Annotated in this window: 24 protein-coding genes; 10 read left to right on the top strand and 14 right to left on the bottom strand. The window is 43.0% G+C overall.

Annotation, left to right across the window (positions count from 1 at the left end; translation table 11 throughout):
* Positions 1–7: 7 nt before the first annotated feature.
* From DYC50_RS01135 to bioA, 14 genes are all read right to left on the bottom strand, one after another.
* Positions 8–1,312, bottom strand: coding sequence for an MFS transporter (locus DYC50_RS01135; RefSeq protein WP_115248671.1), 1,305 nt, complete (start codon positions 1,310–1,312; stop codon positions 8–10).
* A gap of 14 nt (positions 1,313–1,326) precedes the next feature.
* Complete coding sequence (locus DYC50_RS01130; protein WP_115248670.1) at positions 1,327–2,037, bottom strand: 7-cyano-7-deazaguanine/7-aminomethyl-7-deazaguanine transporter; 711 nt, start codon at positions 2,035–2,037, stop codon at positions 1,327–1,329.
* Between the two features lie 169 nt (positions 2,038–2,206).
* Positions 2,207–2,437: an acyl carrier protein gene (gene acpP / locus DYC50_RS01125; RefSeq protein ID WP_005544465.1), complete on the bottom strand. Its 231-nt coding sequence runs from the start codon at positions 2,435–2,437 to the stop codon at positions 2,207–2,209.
* Positions 2,438–2,748: 311 nt separating this feature from the next.
* Entirely contained in the window at positions 2,749–3,477 is a 729-nt protein-coding gene (gene fabG, locus DYC50_RS01120) for a 3-oxoacyl-ACP reductase FabG (protein WP_115248669.1), read from the bottom strand.
* A 23-nt stretch (positions 3,478–3,500) separates the two neighbouring features.
* Positions 3,501–4,445: an ACP S-malonyltransferase gene (gene fabD, locus DYC50_RS01115; RefSeq protein ID WP_115248668.1), complete on the bottom strand. Its 945-nt coding sequence runs from the start codon at positions 4,443–4,445 to the stop codon at positions 3,501–3,503.
* A 47-nt stretch (positions 4,446–4,492) separates the two neighbouring features.
* Entirely contained in the window at positions 4,493–5,443 is a 951-nt protein-coding gene (locus tag DYC50_RS01110) for a beta-ketoacyl-ACP synthase III (RefSeq protein ID WP_115248667.1), read from the bottom strand.
* 30 nt (positions 5,444–5,473) lie between these two features.
* Positions 5,474–6,508, bottom strand: a complete 1,035-nt coding sequence (plsX, locus tag DYC50_RS01105) for a phosphate acyltransferase PlsX (protein ID WP_115248666.1) — start codon at positions 6,506–6,508, stop codon at positions 5,474–5,476.
* Positions 6,509–6,532: 24 nt separating this feature from the next.
* A complete protein-coding gene (gene rpmF, locus DYC50_RS01100; RefSeq protein WP_103853741.1) occupies positions 6,533–6,703 on the bottom strand; it encodes a 50S ribosomal protein L32 in 171 nt (56 codons plus the stop codon).
* Positions 6,704–6,720: 17 nt separating this feature from the next.
* Complete coding sequence (gene yceD, locus DYC50_RS01095; protein ID WP_103853742.1) at positions 6,721–7,245, bottom strand: 23S rRNA accumulation protein YceD; 525 nt, start codon at positions 7,243–7,245, stop codon at positions 6,721–6,723.
* Positions 7,246–7,328: 83 nt separating this feature from the next.
* A complete protein-coding gene (gene bioD / locus DYC50_RS01090; RefSeq protein WP_115248665.1) occupies positions 7,329–7,976 on the bottom strand; it encodes a dethiobiotin synthase in 648 nt (215 codons plus the stop codon).
* Between the two features lie 14 nt (positions 7,977–7,990).
* A complete protein-coding gene (gene bioC, locus DYC50_RS01085) occupies positions 7,991–8,749 on the bottom strand; it encodes a malonyl-ACP O-methyltransferase BioC (protein ID WP_115248664.1) in 759 nt (252 codons plus the stop codon).
* Positions 8,749–9,456, bottom strand: coding sequence for a DUF452 family protein (locus DYC50_RS01080; RefSeq protein WP_115248663.1), 708 nt, complete (start codon positions 9,454–9,456; stop codon positions 8,749–8,751). Before DYC50_RS01080 ends, bioC begins: the two co-directional genes overlap by 1 nt.
* Positions 9,447–10,631, bottom strand: a complete 1,185-nt coding sequence (gene bioF / locus DYC50_RS01075) for an 8-amino-7-oxononanoate synthase (protein WP_115248662.1) — start codon at positions 10,629–10,631, stop codon at positions 9,447–9,449. Before bioF ends, DYC50_RS01080 begins: the two co-directional genes overlap by 10 nt.
* Entirely contained in the window at positions 10,624–11,913 is a 1,290-nt protein-coding gene (gene bioA / locus DYC50_RS01070) for an adenosylmethionine--8-amino-7-oxononanoate transaminase (protein WP_115248661.1), read from the bottom strand. Before bioA ends, bioF begins: the two co-directional genes overlap by 8 nt.
* A 493-nt stretch (positions 11,914–12,406) precedes the next feature.
* On the opposite strand from bioA, the gene asd reads away from it, so the two are divergent.
* The 10 genes from asd (at position 12,407) to accC (ending at position 19,789) form a co-directional block, all read left to right on the top strand.
* On the top strand, positions 12,407–13,297 hold the full coding sequence (gene asd / locus DYC50_RS01065; protein WP_172459057.1) for an archaetidylserine decarboxylase: 891 nt from the start codon (positions 12,407–12,409) through the stop codon (positions 13,295–13,297).
* A 47-nt stretch (positions 13,298–13,344) separates the two neighbouring features.
* Entirely contained in the window at positions 13,345–13,977 is a 633-nt protein-coding gene (gene bamJ, locus DYC50_RS01060; protein WP_115248660.1) for a BamJ family beta-barrel-assembly machinery protein, read from the top strand.
* A 126-nt stretch (positions 13,978–14,103) separates the two neighbouring features.
* A complete protein-coding gene (menB, locus tag DYC50_RS01055; RefSeq protein ID WP_115248659.1) occupies positions 14,104–14,961 on the top strand; it encodes a 1,4-dihydroxy-2-naphthoyl-CoA synthase in 858 nt (285 codons plus the stop codon).
* 81 nt (positions 14,962–15,042) lie between these two features.
* On the top strand, positions 15,043–15,456 hold the full coding sequence (locus DYC50_RS01050; protein WP_115248658.1) for a nucleotidyltransferase substrate binding protein: 414 nt from the start codon (positions 15,043–15,045) through the stop codon (positions 15,454–15,456).
* The gene (locus DYC50_RS01045; RefSeq protein WP_115248657.1) at positions 15,435–15,755 is read left to right on the top strand and encodes a nucleotidyltransferase domain-containing protein; all 321 of its coding nucleotides are present in this window, start codon (positions 15,435–15,437) and stop codon (positions 15,753–15,755) included. The genes DYC50_RS01050 and DYC50_RS01045 overlap by 22 nt, the downstream gene beginning before the upstream one ends.
* The gene (locus tag DYC50_RS01040; RefSeq protein WP_115248656.1) at positions 15,755–16,210 is read left to right on the top strand and encodes a hypothetical protein; all 456 of its coding nucleotides are present in this window, start codon (positions 15,755–15,757) and stop codon (positions 16,208–16,210) included. Before DYC50_RS01045 ends, DYC50_RS01040 begins: the two co-directional genes overlap by 1 nt.
* A gap of 12 nt (positions 16,211–16,222) precedes the next feature.
* Positions 16,223–17,215 (top strand): o-succinylbenzoate synthase, encoded by a 993-nt coding sequence (gene menC / locus DYC50_RS01035; RefSeq protein WP_115248655.1) that lies wholly within the window; start codon positions 16,223–16,225, stop codon positions 17,213–17,215.
* Between the two features lie 89 nt (positions 17,216–17,304).
* Positions 17,305–17,757, top strand: coding sequence for a type II 3-dehydroquinate dehydratase (gene aroQ / locus DYC50_RS01030; protein WP_115248654.1), 453 nt, complete (start codon positions 17,305–17,307; stop codon positions 17,755–17,757).
* Between the two features lie 166 nt (positions 17,758–17,923).
* The gene (accB, locus tag DYC50_RS01025) at positions 17,924–18,385 is read left to right on the top strand and encodes an acetyl-CoA carboxylase biotin carboxyl carrier protein (RefSeq protein WP_115248653.1); all 462 of its coding nucleotides are present in this window, start codon (positions 17,924–17,926) and stop codon (positions 18,383–18,385) included.
* A 57-nt stretch (positions 18,386–18,442) separates the two neighbouring features.
* Positions 18,443–19,789: an acetyl-CoA carboxylase biotin carboxylase subunit gene (gene accC, locus DYC50_RS01020; protein ID WP_115248652.1), complete on the top strand. Its 1,347-nt coding sequence runs from the start codon at positions 18,443–18,445 to the stop codon at positions 19,787–19,789.
* The last annotated feature ends 129 nt before the right edge of the window (positions 19,790–19,918 follow it).

Below are 19,918 nucleotides of genomic sequence, written 5' to 3'. Positions count from 1 at the left end.
CTGTTTTTTATGCCTGATTGGCGGAAGAGGGTTTGAGTAAGCTGAGCGCAAGGGCTGCAATTAACAGCATTATTGCTGCACCGATATAGAGATTTTGCTTTTCCCAACCTTGATCCAGTAAAAAGCCCGCGGCGATTGGCGAAAGGATTGCGCCAATGCGCCCTACGCCAATTGACCAGCCAACTCCGGTGCTACGAATATCACTCGCATAAATGCTTGGATTTAAGGTATAAAGCCCACTGATACAGCCATTGATTAATGCGCCAACTAGCACTCCCAATAACATTGCAAGCCATAGTAAAGCAGAAGATAAAATAAAGGCAATCACGACAACGGCAGAAATTAAGGTAAAGAAAATCAGTACTTTATGTGCTTTCCAATAGCTTGCGAGTAAGCCATATAATAGCGCGCCACCCGTGCCACCAAGCGAAATCATAATTCCGATAATGACACTTTGCTCCGTGCTCATACCGTTTTCTTTCAGTAGTGCTGGCGTCCACGAGCTAATGAAATAAAAGCTCGCCATAATGGTGAAAAAAGCTAACCAAATGGCGAGGGTTGATGTTAAATACTGTGCATTGAATATTTGCGTTAATGGCAAGGTTTTTTGTGTACGCTGAGTTTGTGGCGTGAGCTGATAAGTTTCAGTAATTCCCATTTTTTTCAAGATACGATTTAACCGCACTTGGGCATTTTTAGGTTGTTTATTGAGTAAATAATCAATGGATTCAGGTAACCAGATAATTAAGCATACCCAACATAAGGCCGTGAGTGCCGCTCCCACAAGGAAAACGGAGCGCCAACCATATTCGGCTTGTAATTGTACGGCAAAAAGTCCACCTAGCATTGCACCGATACCAAATCCAGCTGCATAAATGCTAATGGCGAGGCTGCGCCATTTTTTTGATGAATATTCACTGGTTAAGACATTTGTGCCCACTAAAATCCCACCAACGCCTAAGCCTGTGATAACGCGCCAAATGGCTAAAATATCAGCATTGTTAGCCAGATAAGAGCCGAACATTCCGAGCGCAGAAAGCAACACGCTAATTAATAATAAAGGACGGCGACCAATTTTATCCGCAATAGGGGCAAGAAAAAGCGAGCCAGCTGCCATTCCAAATACGCCTGCGCTGAGCAGATAGCCTAATTCGCTATTGCTTAGGGCGAATTCACTACGGATACCACTGGCGGTGAAAGCTAAAGCTAAGACATCAAAGCCATCAAGCAGATTGAGCAAGGTAGCCATTAGCACGATAGCCCATTGGTAAAGACTCATTGGGCGTTGAGCGATTTGTTGTGTTAAATGCATTAATATTAATTTCCTTATGCTGAAGTGCGGTAATTTTTTTGTGAGATTTTTTGTAAGCTGCGTAAGATCATCGTTAAAGCCACGCCATAGGCTGGAACAAAAAGAACAATGCCAACAAAAAGTTTAAATAGATAATCGACAAAACCTAATTCAAACCAATGTTCTGCCATAAAAGGATCGCTGCTAGCGTAAAATGCCACAAAGAAAAAGAGAAAGGTATCCGCCATTGAGCCAAAGGTCATTGAGCTACTTGGCGCAATCCACCACGTTTTTAGTTGGCGTAAGCGATTGAATACTAAGACATCTAGCAGCTGACCAAATACATAGGCGACAAAACTGGCAATGGCAATGCGGAATACAAAGCTATTAAATGTAAGTAACGCATCAAGGCCTTGATATTGGCTATCAGAAAACAATGTAGAAATCACATAGCTAATAATAAGGGCAGGGAACATCACGACAAAAATAATCCAGCGAGCTTCTTTTGCACCAAAAATTCGTACGGTCAAATCGGTGGCAAGAAAAATAAACGGAAAGGTCAGCGTTCCCCAAGTGCTATGGAAAGAAAAATCCGCGGCGCCAAATAGATCGAGCGGCAAGTGAACTTCAAAAGGGATTTGCACCAAATAATTGCTTGCGGCAATAATCAGAATATGGAAAAAGCTGAGAATAATTAAGGCGTTCTTTTTCTGTTGATCATTAAAGATCGGTAAGTTTGTTTTCATTTGTGTACCTTTTTGTTAAATCTGTTGGGGTGAGGGAACCCAAATTAATGAATTGATTGTGTCCTTTAAAATAAGGAATGCGAGATGATACGGATTTTTAGCAAGAATTCAAGAGATAGGTAAAAGTGCGGGTAAAAATTAAGGCGGTTTTTACACCGCCTTAATGTGATTATTGGTTGTTTTGAACGTAGTCAATTGCTGATTGAACAGTAGTGATTTTTTCTGCTTCTTCATCAGGAATTTCGATATCGAATTCTTCTTCTAAAGCCATCACTAATTCAACAGTGTCTAAAGAGTCTGCACCTAAATCTTCAACGAAAGAAGCTTCTGGTTTAACGTCTTCTTCTTTAACACCTAATTGTTCAACAATGATTTTTTTTACGCGTTCTTCAATGCTCATTTGCTTTTCCTATTATAGTTAGCCATAAAATAATGGTTTTATAGTGTATGTATTTTTAGCTAAGTTGCAACCTATTTTTGCAAGGTCAAACCACAAATCAACTAACAAAAATACATTCGCTAAAAATAAGTTACGTTACTTTGCTAACGCAACAGCCAACGTAAACAATTTACATCGCTGGGGGCGATTTTAGCATTAAGCCCCCCGCTTGGCTATGTTTTCGTGCAAGAAATTGTTTTAAATCAAAGATTAAACAGAAAATCTTTTCCGTGATGGAATGAATTTTCCTTTTAAATCTTAGGGTTATGGCATTATGCCATATACATTCCACCATTAACGTGTAGGGTAGAACCGGTAATGTAACCTGCATCATCAGAGGCTAAAAAGGCCACTGCCTTGGCAATATCTTTTGGTTCGCCTAAACGACCCGCAGGCACGTTAGCCAAGGTTGCCGCTTTTTGTTCTTCTGTTAATGCGTCTGTCATATCTGTGGCAATAAATCCAGGAGCAACCACGTTTACAGTGATTCCGCGCGAAGCCACTTCTTTGGCAAGGGCTTTGCTGAAACCAATTAAACCTGCTTTGGCCGCGCAATAGTTTGCTTGTCCGGGGTTACCCATTGAGCCAACCACTGAGCCAATGGTGATAATGCGTCCAAAGCGTTTTTTCATCATTGAACGTAACATTGCTTTGGAAAGATGGAATACCGATGTGAGATTAGTTTGTAAAATATCAAACCATTCTTCATCTTTCATTCGCATTAATAGGTTATCACGGGTGATCCCTGCGTTATTAACAAGAATATCAATATCACCGAAATCAGCTTTGATTTGTGCAAGCACCGCATCAATAGATTGCGCGTCTGCAACATTCAATACAAGGCCTTTGCCTTTTTCACCTAAGTAAGCTGAAATGCTTTCAGCTCCTTTTTCAGAAGTGGCTGTGCCGATCACAAATGCGCCTTTTGCACTTAATTCTTCTGCAATCGCGCGTCCAATCCCACGGGTTGCCCCTGTTACTAACGCAATTTTACCTTGCATAATTGTTCTCCTAATTGTCTTTTTTAGGCTTCGGTTAATACCGCGTACGCTTTTTCTAGCGATGCTACATCATTGACGGCAACGGCGGTTAATTCTTTCACAATACGGCTTGTTAAACCGGTAAGCACTTTATTTGGGCCAATTTCTACTAACACTTCAATGCCATTTTGTGCCATTTTTTCTACGGTTTCAGTCCAGCGTACAGGGCTGTATAGCTGACGAATAAGTGCGGTGCGAATTTCTTCACTTTTTTCTTCTGCTTTCACATCAACATTATTGATCACCGCAACTTCAGGGGCTTTAATGGCAATGCTTTCTAACGATACGGCAAGTTGATCTGCCGCTGGTTTCATTAAGGCACAATGAGAAGGCACGCTCACCGCTAAAGGTAAGGCACGTTTTGCGCCAGCTTCTTTACAGGCTGCTGCGGCACGCTCTACGGCAGCTTTTGCGCCTGCAATCACCACTTGCCCTGGTGAGTTAAAATTCACCGCTGAAACCACTTCGCCTTGCTCGGCGTCTTTACAAGCTTTGATGATTGATTCGTTATCTAAACCAATAATGGCATACATTGCGCCAGTGCCTTCTGGCACGGCTTGTTGCATTAATTTTCCGCGTAATTCCACTAATTTAATGGCATCTTGGAAATCAATGACACCTGCGCAAACTAAGGCAGAATATTCGCCAAGGCTATGGCCTGCCATTACGCTTGGTTTTAAATCTGGATATTGTTGTTGCCAAACACGATAAATTGCCACGGAAGCGGCTAAAAGTGCGGGCTGAGTTTGCCAAGTTTTGTTTAATTCTTCCGCGGGGCCTTGTTGTACGAGTTGCCATAAATCATAGCCAAGTACTTCAGAGGCTTGCTTAAAGGTTTGTTCTACAACGGGAAATTGATTAGCTAAGTCCGCTAACATTCCCACTGCTTGAGATCCTTGTCCTGGGAAAACCATTGCAAATTTTTTCATTCTTATATCCTATTTTCGATTTTGAGTTGCTATTCTAGCAGATAAATTTAAAAACGAACTAAGGCTGCACCCCAAGTCCAACCACCGCCAAAGGCTTCTAATAAGACTAATTGACCACGCTGAATACGTCCATCACGCACTGCTTCATCAAGAGCAGTTGGCACGGTGGCGGCACTGGTATTGCCATAGCGATCAAGGGTGATCACCACTTGCGACATATCCATTTCTAGTTTTTTCGCAGTGGCGCTGATAATGCGTAAGTTCGCTTGATGTGGCACTAACCAGTCAATATCTTTTTTGTCTAGCTTATTGAAAGCAAGAGTTTCTTCCACCACGTTTGACAATTGGCTCACCGCCAATTTGAACGTGGCATTGCCTTGCATTGAGATATAACCAGAATGGGTATCCTTAGGTTCAGCCTGTGGTAATACGAGCATATTATCGGTATCAGGCGAAGCGTGTAAGTGGGTTGAAATAATCCCTGTATTTTCATCGGTTTCTAAAATCACCGCACCTGCACCATCACCAAATAACACTACTGTACTGCGATCGGTTTCATCAAGATGACGTGAGTTTAAATCCGCACCGATTACCAAGGCTTTTTTCACCTGTCCGTTACGCACAAATTGATCCGCCACTGAAAGGGCATACACAAAACCTGTACAAGCTGCTGCAACATCAAAGGCAATGGCGTCTTTAATGCCAAGAATGCCTTGAATTTGACAAGCTGCACTTGGGTAAGAATGAGAATTCGTGGTTGTGCCAACCACAATGAGATCGATTTCTTGTGGATCAATATTGGCCATTGCTAGGGCATTCTGCGCGGCCGCTGCGCCCATTGTCGCAACGGTTTCATTCTCACCTGCAATACGGCGTTCTTTAATGCCTGAACGCGTGGTGATCCACTCATCAGAGGTATCCACCATTTTTTCTAAATCGGCATTTGTTCTCACTTGTTCTGGCGCATAGCTACCAGTGGCTAAAATTCTACTATACATAACAATTTCTAATGATTAATGAATTGAAAGCTAATATCTTTGCAAGCCAGCTAAAATCTTTTCAGGGATTTTTTGTCTTGCTTGCTGTGCCGCATCAGCAATGGCGTAAGCAAAGCCATCAATGTTAGCGCTGCCGTGGCTTTTGACGACCACAGCGGTTAAACCAATTAATGACGCGCCGTTATATTGGTCTGGATTAATTTGTTTTAAGCGTTGATAGCTCCCTTTCAACAAGAAAGTTCGCACAAACCAGCGAAAAATCGGTTTTAAAATATGATTTGTTTTATTCAATGTTGGACTGCCTTTGAATAAAGAAATCACATTCTTTGCCGCGCCCTCTAAGGTTTTTAATGCCACATTGCCCACAAAGCCGTCATTGACAATCACATCAGCTTTGCCGTTGAGCAATAAATCTCCCTCAATAAAACCAATGTAATTTAAGGTGGGATTTTGCTTCAATAATTCTGCCGCATCACGAATAGATTTATATCCTTTAATTTCTTCGATGCCAATATTTAGCAACGCAATACGCGGAAAAACCAGATCTAAACAATTCTCAGCAAAAATTGATCCCATTAATGCAAACTGATAAAGATTTTCTGCACTACATTCAATATTGGCACCAAGATCAAGCATTACAGAACGATCGCCATTCATTGTAGGGATCACAGAAATTAACGCAGGACGCTCAATCCCTTTCAGCGGTTGCAATAAAATTTTGGCTAAGCCCATTAATGCCGCCGTATTGCCAGCGCTCACGCACGCCTGTGCCTCGCCTTTTTGCACCGCTTCAATGGCTAAACGCATTGATGTGCCTTTGCTATGACGCAGGGCATAAGACAAACCTTGGGTATTTTCAATGATTCTGCTGCAATGGCAAACCTTGATGCGAGCTTGCAACGCAGTGGGGATCTTTTCTAATAAAGGGAGAATTTTTTGGCTGTCGCCAAATAATAAAAGAGAAAGCATCGGATCTTGTTCCAACGCTTTTATGGATGCTGGGATAGTAACACGGGGACCAATGTCCCCGCCCATCACATCTAACGCAAGGGTTAGACGGCTCAAGTGAATACCTTATATAAAAAGGAATTACTTGTTGATCACTTTACGACCGCGGTAATAACCGTCAGCAGTAACGTGGTGACGTAAATGGGTTTCGCCAGTTGCTTTATCTACTGATACTGCTGCAGTAGTTAAGGCATCGTGTGAACGACGCATATCACGACGTGAACGAGATTTTTTATTTTGTTGAACAGCCATTGGCTATACTCCTAAATTTACTTTTGCTTTAAACTAGCTAATACAGCGAACGGGTTCGGTTTTTTTGCCAATTCTTCGGGCAATTCGCCAAAAACCTGTTCAGCCACGGACACTTCACAGTGTTCAGATGAATGCATCGGCACAATCGGCAGACATAACATCAATTCATCTTCAATTGTTGCCAGTAAATCTATTTCCCCAAACTCGTTAAGTTCAATAGGTTCATAAATCTCTGGTAACGCATCGGCTTGATCCAAATTAGAAACAGGGCTATATGCAAACTCGGCTTCCAAGATTTGGTTAAAAGGTTCACCGCAGCGCTGACAAGTGAGTTCCACTTCAACCTGAGCTTTGCCTTTCATTACCACTAATTTTTGTGGATCAATGAAAAATGATAATGTTACCTGTGCATCGCTGAGCACTTTATTTACTGATTCAGCCAGGCGACCAAGTTGGTTGATTGCATAATAGCCATCATAATCCAATCTACGCTGTGCATCCTTTACTGGATCAGTTGTAAGGGGTAGTTTTACCTTTTGCATAGGGCGTGCATATTACCTTTTGATGTTCAATTAGTCAAAGGAAATTATGATTTTTTATGCGAAAAGTGCGAATTTCCTTTTTCTTAAATTTGATCTTGTTTTTCTAAACGGAAAAATTCTGCTTGAGGAAAATGTTGGTGCAAATAATTTTCCAAATAACGCGTCGTTTCATCATTGATGGTTTCATCGCCTAAGGGATAGCGATTATAAATTAATCCTTTTAATTCAATATGATACTGCTTGCAGGCTAACAAACTAAGCAAGGTGTGATTAATACTGCCCAGTTTTCCTGAGGTTACTAAAATCATAGGATAGCCTTGCGCGGCCACATAATCTAAGGTGGTGTGCTGTTCATCATAAGGCACGCACAAGCCGCCTGCGCCTTCCAATAGCACATAATCATAACGCGCGGCCAGCTTGTCTGTTGCTTGGCGGATAAGTGCGGTGCAAATTTCACGATTTTCTAGGCGTGCGGCGAGATGCGGAGAACAAGGGTAAGAAAATAAATAAGGGCAGGTTAGTCCTTGCTGATCTTCGGGCAATAGCTCAATACCTTGCAATTTGCGGTGTTGCACAATGTCTTCAGAAATTTCTTCGCAGCCTGTTTGGATCATTTTTTGCGTAATGACCGAAAAACCTTGTTGCGCAAGTTTTTTCCCATACCAGCCTGTGGCGATGGTTTTTCCTACATCGGTGTCAATGCCCGAAATAAAGATCACTTGCCCTGTCATTTTGTTTCCCCTTGCTATAATTTTTGCGCCAAAATAAAAAGTGGCTGATAATTCAACCGCACTTGTCCTTGCGGATTTTCATATTGCGCTTTGTAATCTGCAATAAATTGTTGCAATCGTCCCTTTGTCCAACGCCCTTGCCCTGTGGCAGTAACGCCAGTGGCTTTGAGATGTTGCAACACCGCCAACGGATTAGAAAAATACAGCGGCATCGCTTGTTCAAATAAGGCTTTGATCTCAAATCTTTCACTCAGCCATTGTTGCCATTGAGCCAAATCAGGATAATCCAAGCCAATTCCCGTTAACGCACGAATTTCTGCTAAATTTTGTGGAGCAAAAGTGCTAATCAGCAAGATGCCATTTTCACGCAATAAATCGGCACATTTATTGACGAAACCGTGCGGATCAGCAAACCACTGCACCGCAGAAGCGGAAGCGATGAGATCATAATGCGCAGGAAACGGATAGTTTTCCCCATCGCCTTGATAAAAAACAACATTCTCTTGTGGAAATAGGGCGTTAAGTTGGCTTTTCACATCGCATAAATCGTTAAATGCCCAAGATTTCACTTGTAAATGTTGCGCTAAAAGTTGGCTAAAATGCCCCGTGCCACAACCAATTTCCAGCACTTGTGAAAAAGCCGTTCTGCCCGTTTGCAATAACAGCTGTAACAGTTGCTGATTAATTTGCTGCTGCGCTTGTGCTTGATTGTCGTAGCTCTGTAAGGCTTGGCTAAAGCATTGCGCAACGCGAGATTTATCTACCGACTTCATTAAAATAACTCAGCCCACGCGTGAAATTGTGCAAAAGGATAGTGCGCTAATGGCATTGTCTGTAAGACAAATTCTGTGCCATTTTGCACCGCACTTTGTTTTTGTGCCACACTTTGCTTTTGCACCGCTGCATAAGTTTGCCAAAAGTTAAGCTGATTTTGGCTAGGGAAAATGCGATCTTTCTCCCCTACAATAGCTTTTGTCCAGTTCAGCGATTTTCCATTATTTTGCTGAATAGATTGATAAAGTTCGCCTAATTCTGACCGCACTTGCTGCCAATTACGTTGCCCTACTAATTGGTTATATTGTGCGAACGTGGTGCTATCACCGCACATTCTGCGTTGAAATTTGGCTAAATTGCGTTCATCTAGCTGTTCTAGCGTGCCGATAAATACCGCTTGCGGAATGCCCATTGCATCATCACAAGGCTTGCCTGTGCCGTTAATGGCAGTCGCGCTAACAAGAGGCGTTTGCCCAAGTATCTGATTTGCCACCCACACGCCCATTGACCAAGCCACCACACGGATCTGCGAATAAGGGGAAAGATCCACATTCAATGCCAGATCTTGATAGTCATAGCACAGCAATAAATCGGTGTTTTCTGGTAACGCTAAGTGAGAAACCGCACTGGCTGGCGTTCCCCAGCCCGCAAAATAAATGATTAAATTTGGATTATTATCTGCGCGCTTGATTAATTCTATTTGCATTGTTGTTGCTCAAATTCCATTAAGGTTGTGAGAAAAGCGTCCACTTCTTGCTCTGTCATATCCGCTGTTAAAGAAACGCGAATGCGTGATGTGCCTTTTGGTACCGTAGGCGGACGGATCGGCAAACAATAATAGCCTTGTTGCTGTAAGGCAAGCGCTGTTGCCACGGTTTTTTGATTATCACCGATAATATAAGGAATAATACCGCTTTCGCTCAGAATTGATTGGGCTAAATTCTCGCGAAAAAAGCACCGCACTTTTTCGCTTAGCTGATGTAAATGTTGGCGGCGCGCGGCAAAGTGCGGGAGTTTTTCAAACAGAAATGCGGTCCACGCCACACACAATGGCGGCAGCGCGGTAGAAAAAATCAGCGGTCGCATTTTATTAATTAAATAATCTTTAATGAGCTGATCGCACACCACATAAGCGCCCATTGATGCCAAGGCTTTGCCAAAGGTGCCTACTAGAAAATCAATGTCTTGCAGGCAACCTTGCTGTTCCGCAATGCCTAGTCCTGTTTTTCCATAAGCGCCGATGGCGTGGGCTTCGTCCACATAGAGCAACACGTTACCAAAGCGTTGTTTAAGCGCCACTAATTGTGGCAAATCTGCTATATCACCGTCCATACTAAATAGGCTTTCGGTTACGATGATCATTCGTTGATACTGGTTTTGGTGCTTGCTGAGTAGGCTTTCTAAATGATTGAGATCATTATGCCGATAGCGCACGAAATCTGCCTCGCTCAAACGAATGCCATCAATGATACTGGCGTGAACCAATTTATCCGCCACGATCAGGGTTTTCTTATTTGCCACCGCGGGCAAAATACCGATGTTGGCGTGATAGCCACTATTAAACAGCAAGCACGCCTCGCATTCAAATCGGCTTGCCATTAGGCTTTCGAGCTGTTCGTAAATGGCGAAAGATCCCGTGAGTAACCTTGAGGAAGAGGAAGTAAAGTGCGGTAGGTTTTCGCCATAGTTTTTTAAAAATTCGCTTTTCAATGCGTCATCATTGGCAAGACCTAAATAATCATTAGAGGACATATTGAGCATTGTACGTCCGTCTTTGACGATCATCTTGCCTTGATGATCTAACTGGGGAAGCTGACGAAACTGCCCTTGAGCTTTAAGTTCTGCCAGTGTTTGTGCAAAATCAGCGAGATGATTATTCATTGTAAACCTCTTTGAGTACTGCCAATAAGCCTTGCGTGAGCTGGCTGAGCTGGGTTGCCGAAATAATAAAAGGAGGCATAATATACACCAAATGGCCGAAAGGGCGTAGCCAAATGCCTTTTTCGACAAAGTTTGGTTGTAAAATATTCAAATCCACGGGGGCTTTCATTTCTAACACGCCAATCGCCCCCAGCACACGCACCTCTTTCACCGCCTTGAAGGATTTTGCAGGGGCAAGTTCCATTTTTAATTGTTGCTCAATGCGTTGCACATTGCCTTGCCAATCACTTTCTAACAGAAGATCAATGGACGCACAGGCAATGGCACAAGCCAGCGGGTTGCCCATAAACGTAGGTCCGTGCATAAAACATTTTGCCTCGCCGTTACAAATGGTTTCTGCTATGTGAGCGTTGGTAACGGTGGCAGAAAGGGTTAAATAACCGCCTGTGAGAGCTTTGCCTAAACAGATAATATCTGGCTTGATATTGGTATATTCTGTGGCAAACAGTTTGCCTGTGCGCCCAAATCCCGTGGCGATTTCATCAAAAATCAGCAAGACACCATATTCATCACACAAGGCGCGCGCTTTTTCTAAATAGGTCGGCGAATAAAAATACATTCCCCCCGCACCTTGTACAATCGGCTCTAAAATTAAGGCAGCAATTTCACCGCTCTTTTCTGCCAGCAAATCTTTGAGCGGCTGAATATCCGCCTCTTGCCATTGTCCGTCAAAGGTGGTTTTCGGTTGCGGTAAAAAATATTGCACGGGCAGGCCTTTGGCAAACAGGCTGTGCATTCCGGTAATCGGATCGCACACGGACATCGCGTGCCAGGTGTCGCCGTGATAGCCTGAACGAATAGTGGCGAATTTGTAACGCTGGCTTTCACCTTTGGCTTGCTGATATTGCACCGCCATTTTCATCGCCACTTCCACCGCCACCGAGCCACTATCGGCAAAGAAAATTTTATCCAAGCCCGCAGGCAATAATCGCACCAAACGCTGGGCAAGCTCACCAGCGGGATCGTGGGTAAATCCACCGAACATAATATGGCTCATTTTTTCCAACTGATCTTTCGCCGCTTGGTTCAATTTCGGGTGATTATAACCGTGCAACGCTGCCCACCAAGAAGACATTCCATCAATCAGCCGCTTGCCATTTTTCAACGTGATTTCCACCCCGTCCGCACGTTCCACCGCAAACATCGGCGCATCACTGTTAATGCGTGAATAAGGGTGCCAGATGTGGTTTTTATCGATATTAAGGAGGGATTGTTCTTGCATTTTTGCTCTTCCTTTAATTTTGTTATTTTAATCGGAACATTTGAGCGTCTTTAGGTTTCGCCCTAAAAGGGCGACCTACTTTTCTTTGCTTGTGCAAAGCAAAGTAGGCAAAAGAAAGCACACCCTGCAGTCTTGCTATTATTCGCAAGTTCACCTTGTTCACTTGCTCACCCTATTGGGTCGTTGCTAACGCAACGCTCAAAAAGCTATGCTTTTTGTCCTCATTCCAGTTAAATTTTTTATACGGCGAAAAAAGAGATTTTGTTTCGCTTCGCTACACAAAATTACAATTTTTTTCGCCTAAAAATTTAACTTCCATTCGGGCAAGACTGAAGGGAACCCGATGGAGCGTCAATCGAGAAAATATAATAAAATTTAAGATTTGTGAACACTACCCCCATTCCTGTGATAAATCAAGGCAAAATCCGCATATCGTTGCACAAGTAGGATAAGTTGATATAATCGCCCTTCCATTTTAACAAAGGAAAACCTTATGACATTAAAAACGCAAATGCCTTTAACGTATTGGCAACGTGTAAAAGTGGCCTTTCAATATGTAATGCCGCAACTTTATTTAACCCAGCTTGCAGGTTGGTTTGCAAAGCAGAGTTGGGGCGCGCTAACCCATTTAGTGATTAAATTATTTGCGAAAAAATACCAAGTCAATATGCAAGAAGCGCTTAAACCAAATTTTAATGATTATGCGACCTTTAATGAATTTTTTATCCGTCCTTTAGCGGAAGGGGCGAGAAAAATTGATGAAAATCCTACCTCACTTTGTTTACCTGCAGATGGCCGCGTGAGCCAGCTCGGGCATATTGATGAAGATCGTTTATTACAAGCCAAAGGACACGATTTTAGCCTTGCTGATCTGCTTGCCAATGATAAAGAATTGGTTGAGGCCTTTAAAAATGGTGAATTCGCCACAATATACCTTTCACCGAGAGATTACCATCGTGTCCATATGCCTTGTGATGGCACATTACGCAAAATGATTTATGTACCGGGTGAACTGTTTTCAGTTAATCCATTTTTGGCAGAACACGTTCCCAATTTATTTGCGCGCAACGAACGCGTGATCTGCGTGTTTGATACGGAATTTGGGCAAATGGTACAAATTTTAGTGGGGGCAACCATCACAGCGAGCATTAGTACACAATGGGCTGGCGTGATTAACCCACCGCGCAGCAAAGAGGTGAAAGTCTGGACATATAGCGGTGAAAATGCCGTGAAATTACACAAAGGTCAAGAAATGGGCGCGTTCCAGCTTGGTTCTACGGTAATCAATCTATTCCAGCCAAACCAAGTGAAATTGGCAGAACAGTTGGCGGTTGATGTGCCAGTGCATATGGGCGAAGTGTTAGCTTATAAAAACACGATGTAATAAATCGCTTAATCAAACACATTTATTTTTAATAGAAGGAAAAAACAATGTCAGAACAATTTTTTAACCAAGTCGCTTTAGATGATGTTTCTGCCAAAGGCAGTTACGGTATCGGTTTACAAATCGGTCAGCAATTAGTTGATAGCAAATTAGCAGTAAAAGCAGAGGCAGTGGCGAAAGGGATCTTTGATGCGTTAAATCAAAATGCGCCAGCAATTGACTTAAACGAAGTGAGTCAAGCCTTACAACAACTGCAACAACAAGCCGCAGAAGCAGCGCAAGCACAATTCAAAAAAATTGAAGAAGAAGGCAAAGCCTATCTTGTAGAAAATGCGAAAAAAGACGGCGTGAAAGTAACAGATTCAGGCTTGCAATATGAAGTGTTAGTGGAAGGTAACGGCAAAATCCCAAGCAAACAAGATCAAGTACGCGTTCACTACACCGGAACATTGCCAGACGGCACCGTATTCGACAGCTCCGTACAACGTGGCCAACCTGCTGAATTCCCTGTAAGCGGCGTAATCCCTGGTTGGGTTGAAGCCCTTTCAATGATGCCAGTTGGCTCAAAATGGAAACTCACCATTCCACATAACCTTGCCTACGGCGAGCGTGGCGCAGGTGCAGCAATCCCACCATTTAGCACATTAGTGTTTGAAGTGGAATTGTTGGATATTCTTTAATTATTCATTTCATTTTACTAAAGCTGGGTTATTCCCAGCTTTTTTTGTGCAAACTTCCCCGATCTTTTAGTCATTCTCAGATTAAGCTATAATGCCAGCCACATTTATTTAGCGAAGGAATTAATTATGCAAAATCCAAAAGATGATGTGCTTTATGCCCCTGTTGAGTGGGTTGATCATAGCGAAGGCTATACGGATATTCTTTATCACAAATCCACCGATGGCATTGCCAAAATCACCATTAACCGCCCAGAAGTGCGTAACGCTTTCCGTCCACAAACCGTGAAAGAAATGATCAACGCGTTTTCTGACGCACGTTTTGACGAAAATATCGGCGTGATCGTGCTAACAGGACAAGGGGAAAAAGCGTTCTGCTCAGGTGGCGATCAAAAAGTGCGTGGTGATTACGGTGGTTATAAAGATGACGCTGGCGTACATCATCTAAACGTGTTGGATTTTCAGCGTGATATTCGTAGCTGCCCGAAACCTGTGGTGGCAATGGTGGCAGGTTATGCTATCGGTGGCGGCCACGTTTTACATATGCTTTGCGATCTGACGATTGCGGCGGAAAATGCCATTTTCGGTCAAACAGGCCCGAAAGTGGGATCGTTCGATGGTGGCTGGGGCGCAAGCTATATGGCACGCATTGTAGGGCAGAAAAAAGCGCGTGAAATTTGGTTCTTATGTCGTCAATATAATGCACAAGAAGCCTTGGATATGGGCTTAGTGAACACGGTTGTGCCTTATGCAGAGTTAGAAAAAGAAACCGTGCGTTGGTGTCGTGAAATGTTGCGTAACAGCCCGATTGCGTTGCGTTGCTTAAAAGCCGCATTAAACGCAGATTGTGATGGACAAGCTGGCTTACAAGAGCTGGCAGGCAACGCCACAATGCTGTTCTATATGACAGAAGAAGGGCAAGAAGGGCGCAACGCCTTCAATGAAAAGCGTGCGCCAGATTTCAGCAAATTTAAACGCAATCCATAATCATCAAGTGCGGTGAAAAATCTCAACATTTTCACCGCACTTTGCTTTTCTTTAATTAGCCGTAGTAGGCAAGGAAATTAAATGAAACAGGAAATTCGCTGGCAACAACGGTTACAGAATTATCAACGCGCCTTTACTCAGCTTACAGAATTTGTCCAACAACCTAAGCTAAACAAGTTTGAACAGCAAGGTTTGGTGCAGTGCTTTGAATATAATTACGAGCTAGCTTGGCGTGTGATGAAAGATTATCTCAATTACCAAGGCGTAAGTGATATTCAAGGTAGTCGCGATGCTATTCGTAAAGCCTTTAATATTGGGTTAATTGATGATGGACAAACGTGGTTGGATATGGTGGACGATCGCATTTTATCGGTGCATAGTTATAACGAAAGCACGGTTAATCAAATTGTTGAAAAAATTTACCGCACTTATTATCCGCTCTTTGGTCAATTTGAAGGAAAAATGGTAGCGCTATGCCAGGAAAATTTGGCTTAACCGAGCGAACACTATCTCGTTTGACGGCATTATTTCAAGCTTATCCTGAGATTGAGCAAGTGATTATTTATGGCTCAAGAGCAAAAGGCACGCATCGCGCAGGTTCTGATATTGATTTAACCTTGGTGGGCGAACAAATTAGCCCAGAAACTTTGAATCGTTTATTTGGTGAATTACAAGATTCAGATATTCCTTATTTGGTCGATTTGTCCATTTATTCACAGATTACCCACTCAGAGTTGCTCAAACATATTCAGCAAGTGGGGCAAGTGCTTTATCAAAAACAGGTGAAAAAATAATGCAAGAAATCTCTCTCAAAAAAATCATTCTATTTTGGACGGCGGTGGTGTTATTTAATGCGGCGTTATGTTTTGCCTTTGGACTAATGGTGTCCAGTAATGTTCTTTCTATATTAGGAATGATCGTGGGCATTGGCTTCTTCATTGCCTTTTATAGCTTTATTGATTACAAATTGTGGGCAATGCATAAACATTTATGGCGTAATGCGTTGCGACAAAGTGGCATTATTCGGGGATGTTTTCAAATTTCGATTTTGTTGCATTTTTCTATCGAGTTCTTCTGTGGCTTTTTTGCATTGAGTTTATTGGAAGTTTTATTTGGCAGAAATATATCGCTCTTTTTACACAGTTTGCTTGCGACCTTGCTTACGGGGACATTCTTGTCTGTAATGCTAGGGATCATTTGTTTAATTTGTTTTTGGATTGCGAAGTCAGCGCACAAAGTTAAGGAATAAAAAGGAGAAAATATGCGTTCTTATCAACTTTATCGTTATCAAATCCCAATGGATTCGCAAGTGGTGTTACGCAATCGCTTTTTGAAATTGCGTGAGGGGTTGTTGGTGCAAATTCGTTGTGGTGAACACGAGGGTTGGGGGGAAATTGCTCCACTGCCTGAATTTAGCCAAGAAACCCTTGAGCAGGCGGAAGCCCAAGCCAAGCAGTGGCTGAAAGATTGGGATGTGGCACGCAGTCAAAATCGAAAATTGTCCTTGGAGGGGTTGTATCCTTCCGTGGCGTTTGGGCTAAGTTGTGCTTTGGCAGAAATGAAAGGCGAATTGCCGGAGCAAGGAAATTACCGCACTGCGCCCCTTTGCTATGGCGATCCTGATGAGCTTTATGCAGAGCTAGATCAGCTCGAAGGGGAAAAAGTAGCGAAAATCAAAGTAGGCTTATACGAAGCCAATCGTGATGGTTTAATCGCCGATATGTTTTTGGAAGCCATTCCTGATCTTAAATTACGTTTAGATGCCAATCGTGCGTGGACGCCAGCGAAAGCGCAGCTGTTTGCCAAATATATTAAACCTGAACATCGTGGGCGTATTCAATTTTTGGAAGAGCCTTGCAAAACCCCTGAAGAAAGCCGTCAGTTCGCCGCTGAAACAGGCATTGCTATCGCGTGGGACGAAAGTGTGCGCGAGCCAAATTTTCAAGTGAAAAAAGAACCGCACTTAGCGGCGATCATCATCAAGCCGACCCTAGTGGGCAGTCTTGCACGTTGCGTTGAACTGATTGAGAAGGCCCATCAACAAGGCATTATGGCGGTGATCAGCTCATCTTTAGAAAGCAGTTTTGGTTTAACGCAACTGGCTCGCATTGCACAGCGTTACACGCCAGATACCACGCCGGGCTTGGATACGCTAGATCTTATGCAATATCAGCTTGTTCGCCCGTGGCAAGGCTCAACGTTACCATTATTGGAACTGAACAGCGAAAATATCGTCAAAGTGAATATGGATTAAAATTTGCATTGGTTCGACCAGCCATAAGGCAACGGCAATTTTTAGAAAAATCATTATAATGCAACAAATTAAAGGGAAAAGGATTAATTATGTCAGCATCTGCACGAATTTTGTTACTTAATGGCCCGAATTTGAATATGCTAGGCAAACGTGAGCCAAAGCATTATGGCACGTTGTCTTTAAGTACCATTGAGCAACGAATGCAACAGCTTGCAAATGAACATCAGATTGAACTCACTTGCTTCCAAGCGAACAGTGAAGAAAAATTGATCGAGAAAATTCATCAAAGTTTTCAACAAGTTGATTTCATTATTATTAATCCCGCGGCTTATACGCACACCAGCGTTGCCTTGCGTGATGCCTTGCTAGCCGTGGCAATTCCCTTTGTGGAAGTGCATTTGTCCAACGTGCATAAGCGTGAGTCATTCCGCCATCATTCTTACTTTAGCGATGTGGCAGAGGGGGTAATTTGTGGATTAGGTGCGCAAGGCTATGAATTTGCTTTCCATTATGCACGACAATATTTAGCAAATAAGGCATAATTTGCCGAAAATTTCGCGAAATTGACAGAATTTTGTCGCAAAAAGGATCGTTTTCAGGTAATCTTTGCCACGGAAATTTAAGTTTAAAAACCACCGCACTTTGTGTTACCCATTTTGTATTATCCATAAAGTGCGGTGAAAAATATTCACATTTTAGGAAAAAACTATGGATATTCGTAAAATTAAAAAACTCATCGAATTAGTTGAAGAATCAGGCATTATGGAGCTTGAAATTTCTGAGGGCGAAGAATCTGTTCGCATTAATCGTGGTTCACCTTCAGCCACTGCGGTGCAATATACCGTACCAAGTGTTGCCCCTGTTGCACAGCCTGCAACCCCAGCAGTTACACAACCAACCCCAGTAGCAGAAGTGCCAGCGGTTACGGAAGTATCAGGTCATCAAGTGCGTTCACCAATGGTGGGAACCTTCTACCGCAGCCCAAGCCCAGATGCCAAACCATTTGTTGAAGTGGGACAAACCGTGAAAGTAGGTGATGCCCTTTGTATTGTTGAAGCAATGAAAATGATGAACCGCATTGAAGCTGACAAAGCAGGTGTGGTAAAAGCGATCTTAATTAATGACGGCGAACCGGTTGAGTTTGATGAGCCGTTAATCGTTATCGAATAATTCATTTCTATTTAGGCGGAGCGTGGCTTCGCCTTACAATTCTAAGAGATAATTCTTATGCTAGAAAAAGTTGTTATTGCCAATCGTGGAGAAATTGCGTTACGCATTTTACGTGCTTGCAAAGAGCTAGGCATTAAAACTGTGGCGGTGCATTCCACCGCAGATCGCGATCTCAAACACGTTTTATTGGCAGATCAAACCGTTTGTATTGGCCCTGCGCCTTCCACCAAAAGTTATTTGAATATCCCTGCGATTATTGCTGCGGCAGAAGTGACAGGCGCGGACGCAATTCACCCTGGTTATGGCTTTTTGTCTGAAAATGCTGATTTTGCCGAGCAAGTGGAACGCTCAGGCTTCACCTTTATTGGCCCTACTGCGGACGTAATCCGTTTAATGGGGGATAAAGTGTCTGCCATTAACGCAATGAAAAAAGCCGGCGTGCCTTGTGTACCAGGTTCAGATGGCCCAGTAGGTAGCGATATGAAAAAAAATAAAGAGATTGCTCAACGCATTGGCTACCCTGTGATCATCAAAGCCTCTGGTGGCGGCGGCGGTCGTGGAATGCGTGTGGTGCGTGATGAACAGTCTTTAGAAGAATCCATCGCAATGACCAAAGCGGAAGCCAAAGCGGCGTTTAATAACGATATGGTGTATATGGAAAAATATCTCGAAAATCCACGCCATATTGAAATCCAAGTGCTAGCAGACACCCACGGTAACGCGGTTTACCTCGCAGAGCGTGATTGTTCAATGCAGCGCCGTCATCAAAAAGTGGTGGAAGAAGCGCCAGCACCAGGTATTACCGAAGAAATGCGCCGTGATATTGGTTCACGCTGTGCTAAGGCCTGTGTGGAAATTGGCTATCGTGGTGCGGGGACATTTGAATTCTTATATGAAAACGGTGAGTTTTACTTCATCGAAATGAACACCCGTATTCAAGTAGAACACCCTGTTACGGAAATGATTACGGGCGTGGATTTGGTGAAAGAGCAATTATTAATTGCTTCAGGCCTACCGCTTTCTATCAAACAAGAAGACATTAAAGTGCGCGGCCACGCCATTGAATGTCGTATCAATGCGGAAGATCCGAAGAGCTTCTTACCTTCACCAGGTAAAATCGAACATTTACACGCACCGGGTGGTTTAGGCGTGCGTTGGGATTCGCATATTTACACAGGATACAGCGTGCCACCGCATTATGATTCAATGATTGCCAAATTAATCACCTATGGGGATACCCGTGAAGTGGCCATTCGCCGTATGCAAAATGCCTTGGCTGAAACCATTATCAGCGGAATTAAAACCAATATTCCATTGCACGAATTGATCCTATCCGATGAAAACTTCCAAAACGGTGGCACAAATATCCACTATTTGGAGAAGAAATTAGGAATGCACGATTAATTGCATTATTTGATCGAAAGGCGTTTTAGATAACGCCTTTTTTATTGCGGCATTTTTTCTTTATTTTGTATAAAAGAGCGGTGCAAAATTGTGAAATTATTTTGGCGAGAAATATTCCTAGCAATCTCT

It is taken from the genome of Avibacterium avium (assembly GCF_900454535.1).
Classification (GTDB): domain Bacteria; phylum Pseudomonadota; class Gammaproteobacteria; order Enterobacterales; family Pasteurellaceae; genus Avibacterium; species Avibacterium avium.
This window is presented reverse-complemented; position numbering and strand designations above follow the sequence as displayed.

What these genes read in the sequence shown, in the direction of transcription:
- DYC50_RS01040 (WP_115248656.1), top strand. Translation starts at nt 15,755, where the DNA reads ATGCAAGAAATCTCTCTCAAAAAAATCATTCTATTTTGGACGGCGGTG.
- DYC50_RS01050 (WP_115248658.1), top strand. Translation starts at nt 15,043, where the DNA reads ATGAAACAGGAAATTCGCTGGCAACAACGGTTACAGAATTATCAACGC.
- yceD (WP_103853742.1), bottom strand. Translation starts at nt 7,245, where the DNA reads ATGCAAAAGGTAAAACTACCCCTTACAACTGATCCAGTAAAGGATGCA.
- DYC50_RS01110 (WP_115248667.1), bottom strand. Translation starts at nt 5,443, where the DNA reads ATGTATAGTAGAATTTTAGCCACTGGTAGCTATGCGCCAGAACAAGTG.
- DYC50_RS01135 (WP_115248671.1), bottom strand. Translation starts at nt 1,312, where the DNA reads ATGCATTTAACACAACAAATCGCTCAACGCCCAATGAGTCTTTACCAA.
- DYC50_RS01045 (WP_115248657.1), top strand. Translation starts at nt 15,435, where the DNA reads ATGCCAGGAAAATTTGGCTTAACCGAGCGAACACTATCTCGTTTGACG.
- acpP (WP_005544465.1), bottom strand. Translation starts at nt 2,437, where the DNA reads ATGAGCATTGAAGAACGCGTAAAAAAAATCATTGTTGAACAATTAGGT.
- bioA (WP_115248661.1), bottom strand. Translation starts at nt 11,913, where the DNA reads ATGCAAGAACAATCCCTCCTTAATATCGATAAAAACCACATCTGGCAC.
- bioF (WP_115248662.1), bottom strand. Translation starts at nt 10,631, where the DNA reads ATGAATAATCATCTCGCTGATTTTGCACAAACACTGGCAGAACTTAAA.
- bioC (WP_115248664.1), bottom strand. Translation starts at nt 8,749, where the DNA reads ATGAAGTCGGTAGATAAATCTCGCGTTGCGCAATGCTTTAGCCAAGCC.
- accB (WP_115248653.1), top strand. Translation starts at nt 17,924, where the DNA reads ATGGATATTCGTAAAATTAAAAAACTCATCGAATTAGTTGAAGAATCA.
- accC (WP_115248652.1), top strand. Translation starts at nt 18,443, where the DNA reads ATGCTAGAAAAAGTTGTTATTGCCAATCGTGGAGAAATTGCGTTACGC.
- bamJ (WP_115248660.1), top strand. Translation starts at nt 13,345, where the DNA reads ATGTCAGAACAATTTTTTAACCAAGTCGCTTTAGATGATGTTTCTGCC.
- rpmF (WP_103853741.1), bottom strand. Translation starts at nt 6,703, where the DNA reads ATGGCTGTTCAACAAAATAAAAAATCTCGTTCACGTCGTGATATGCGT.
- menC (WP_115248655.1), top strand. Translation starts at nt 16,223, where the DNA reads ATGCGTTCTTATCAACTTTATCGTTATCAAATCCCAATGGATTCGCAA.
- fabD (WP_115248668.1), bottom strand. Translation starts at nt 4,445, where the DNA reads ATGAAAAAATTTGCAATGGTTTTCCCAGGACAAGGATCTCAAGCAGTG.
- fabG (WP_115248669.1), bottom strand. Translation starts at nt 3,477, where the DNA reads ATGCAAGGTAAAATTGCGTTAGTAACAGGGGCAACCCGTGGGATTGGA.
- menB (WP_115248659.1), top strand. Translation starts at nt 14,104, where the DNA reads ATGCAAAATCCAAAAGATGATGTGCTTTATGCCCCTGTTGAGTGGGTT.
- aroQ (WP_115248654.1), top strand. Translation starts at nt 17,305, where the DNA reads ATGTCAGCATCTGCACGAATTTTGTTACTTAATGGCCCGAATTTGAAT.
- bioD (WP_115248665.1), bottom strand. Translation starts at nt 7,976, where the DNA reads ATGACAGGGCAAGTGATCTTTATTTCGGGCATTGACACCGATGTAGGA.
- DYC50_RS01080 (WP_115248663.1), bottom strand. Translation starts at nt 9,456, where the DNA reads ATGCAAATAGAATTAATCAAGCGCGCAGATAATAATCCAAATTTAATC.
- DYC50_RS01130 (WP_115248670.1), bottom strand. Translation starts at nt 2,037, where the DNA reads ATGAAAACAAACTTACCGATCTTTAATGATCAACAGAAAAAGAACGCC.
- asd (WP_172459057.1), top strand. Translation starts at nt 12,407, where the DNA reads ATGACATTAAAAACGCAAATGCCTTTAACGTATTGGCAACGTGTAAAA.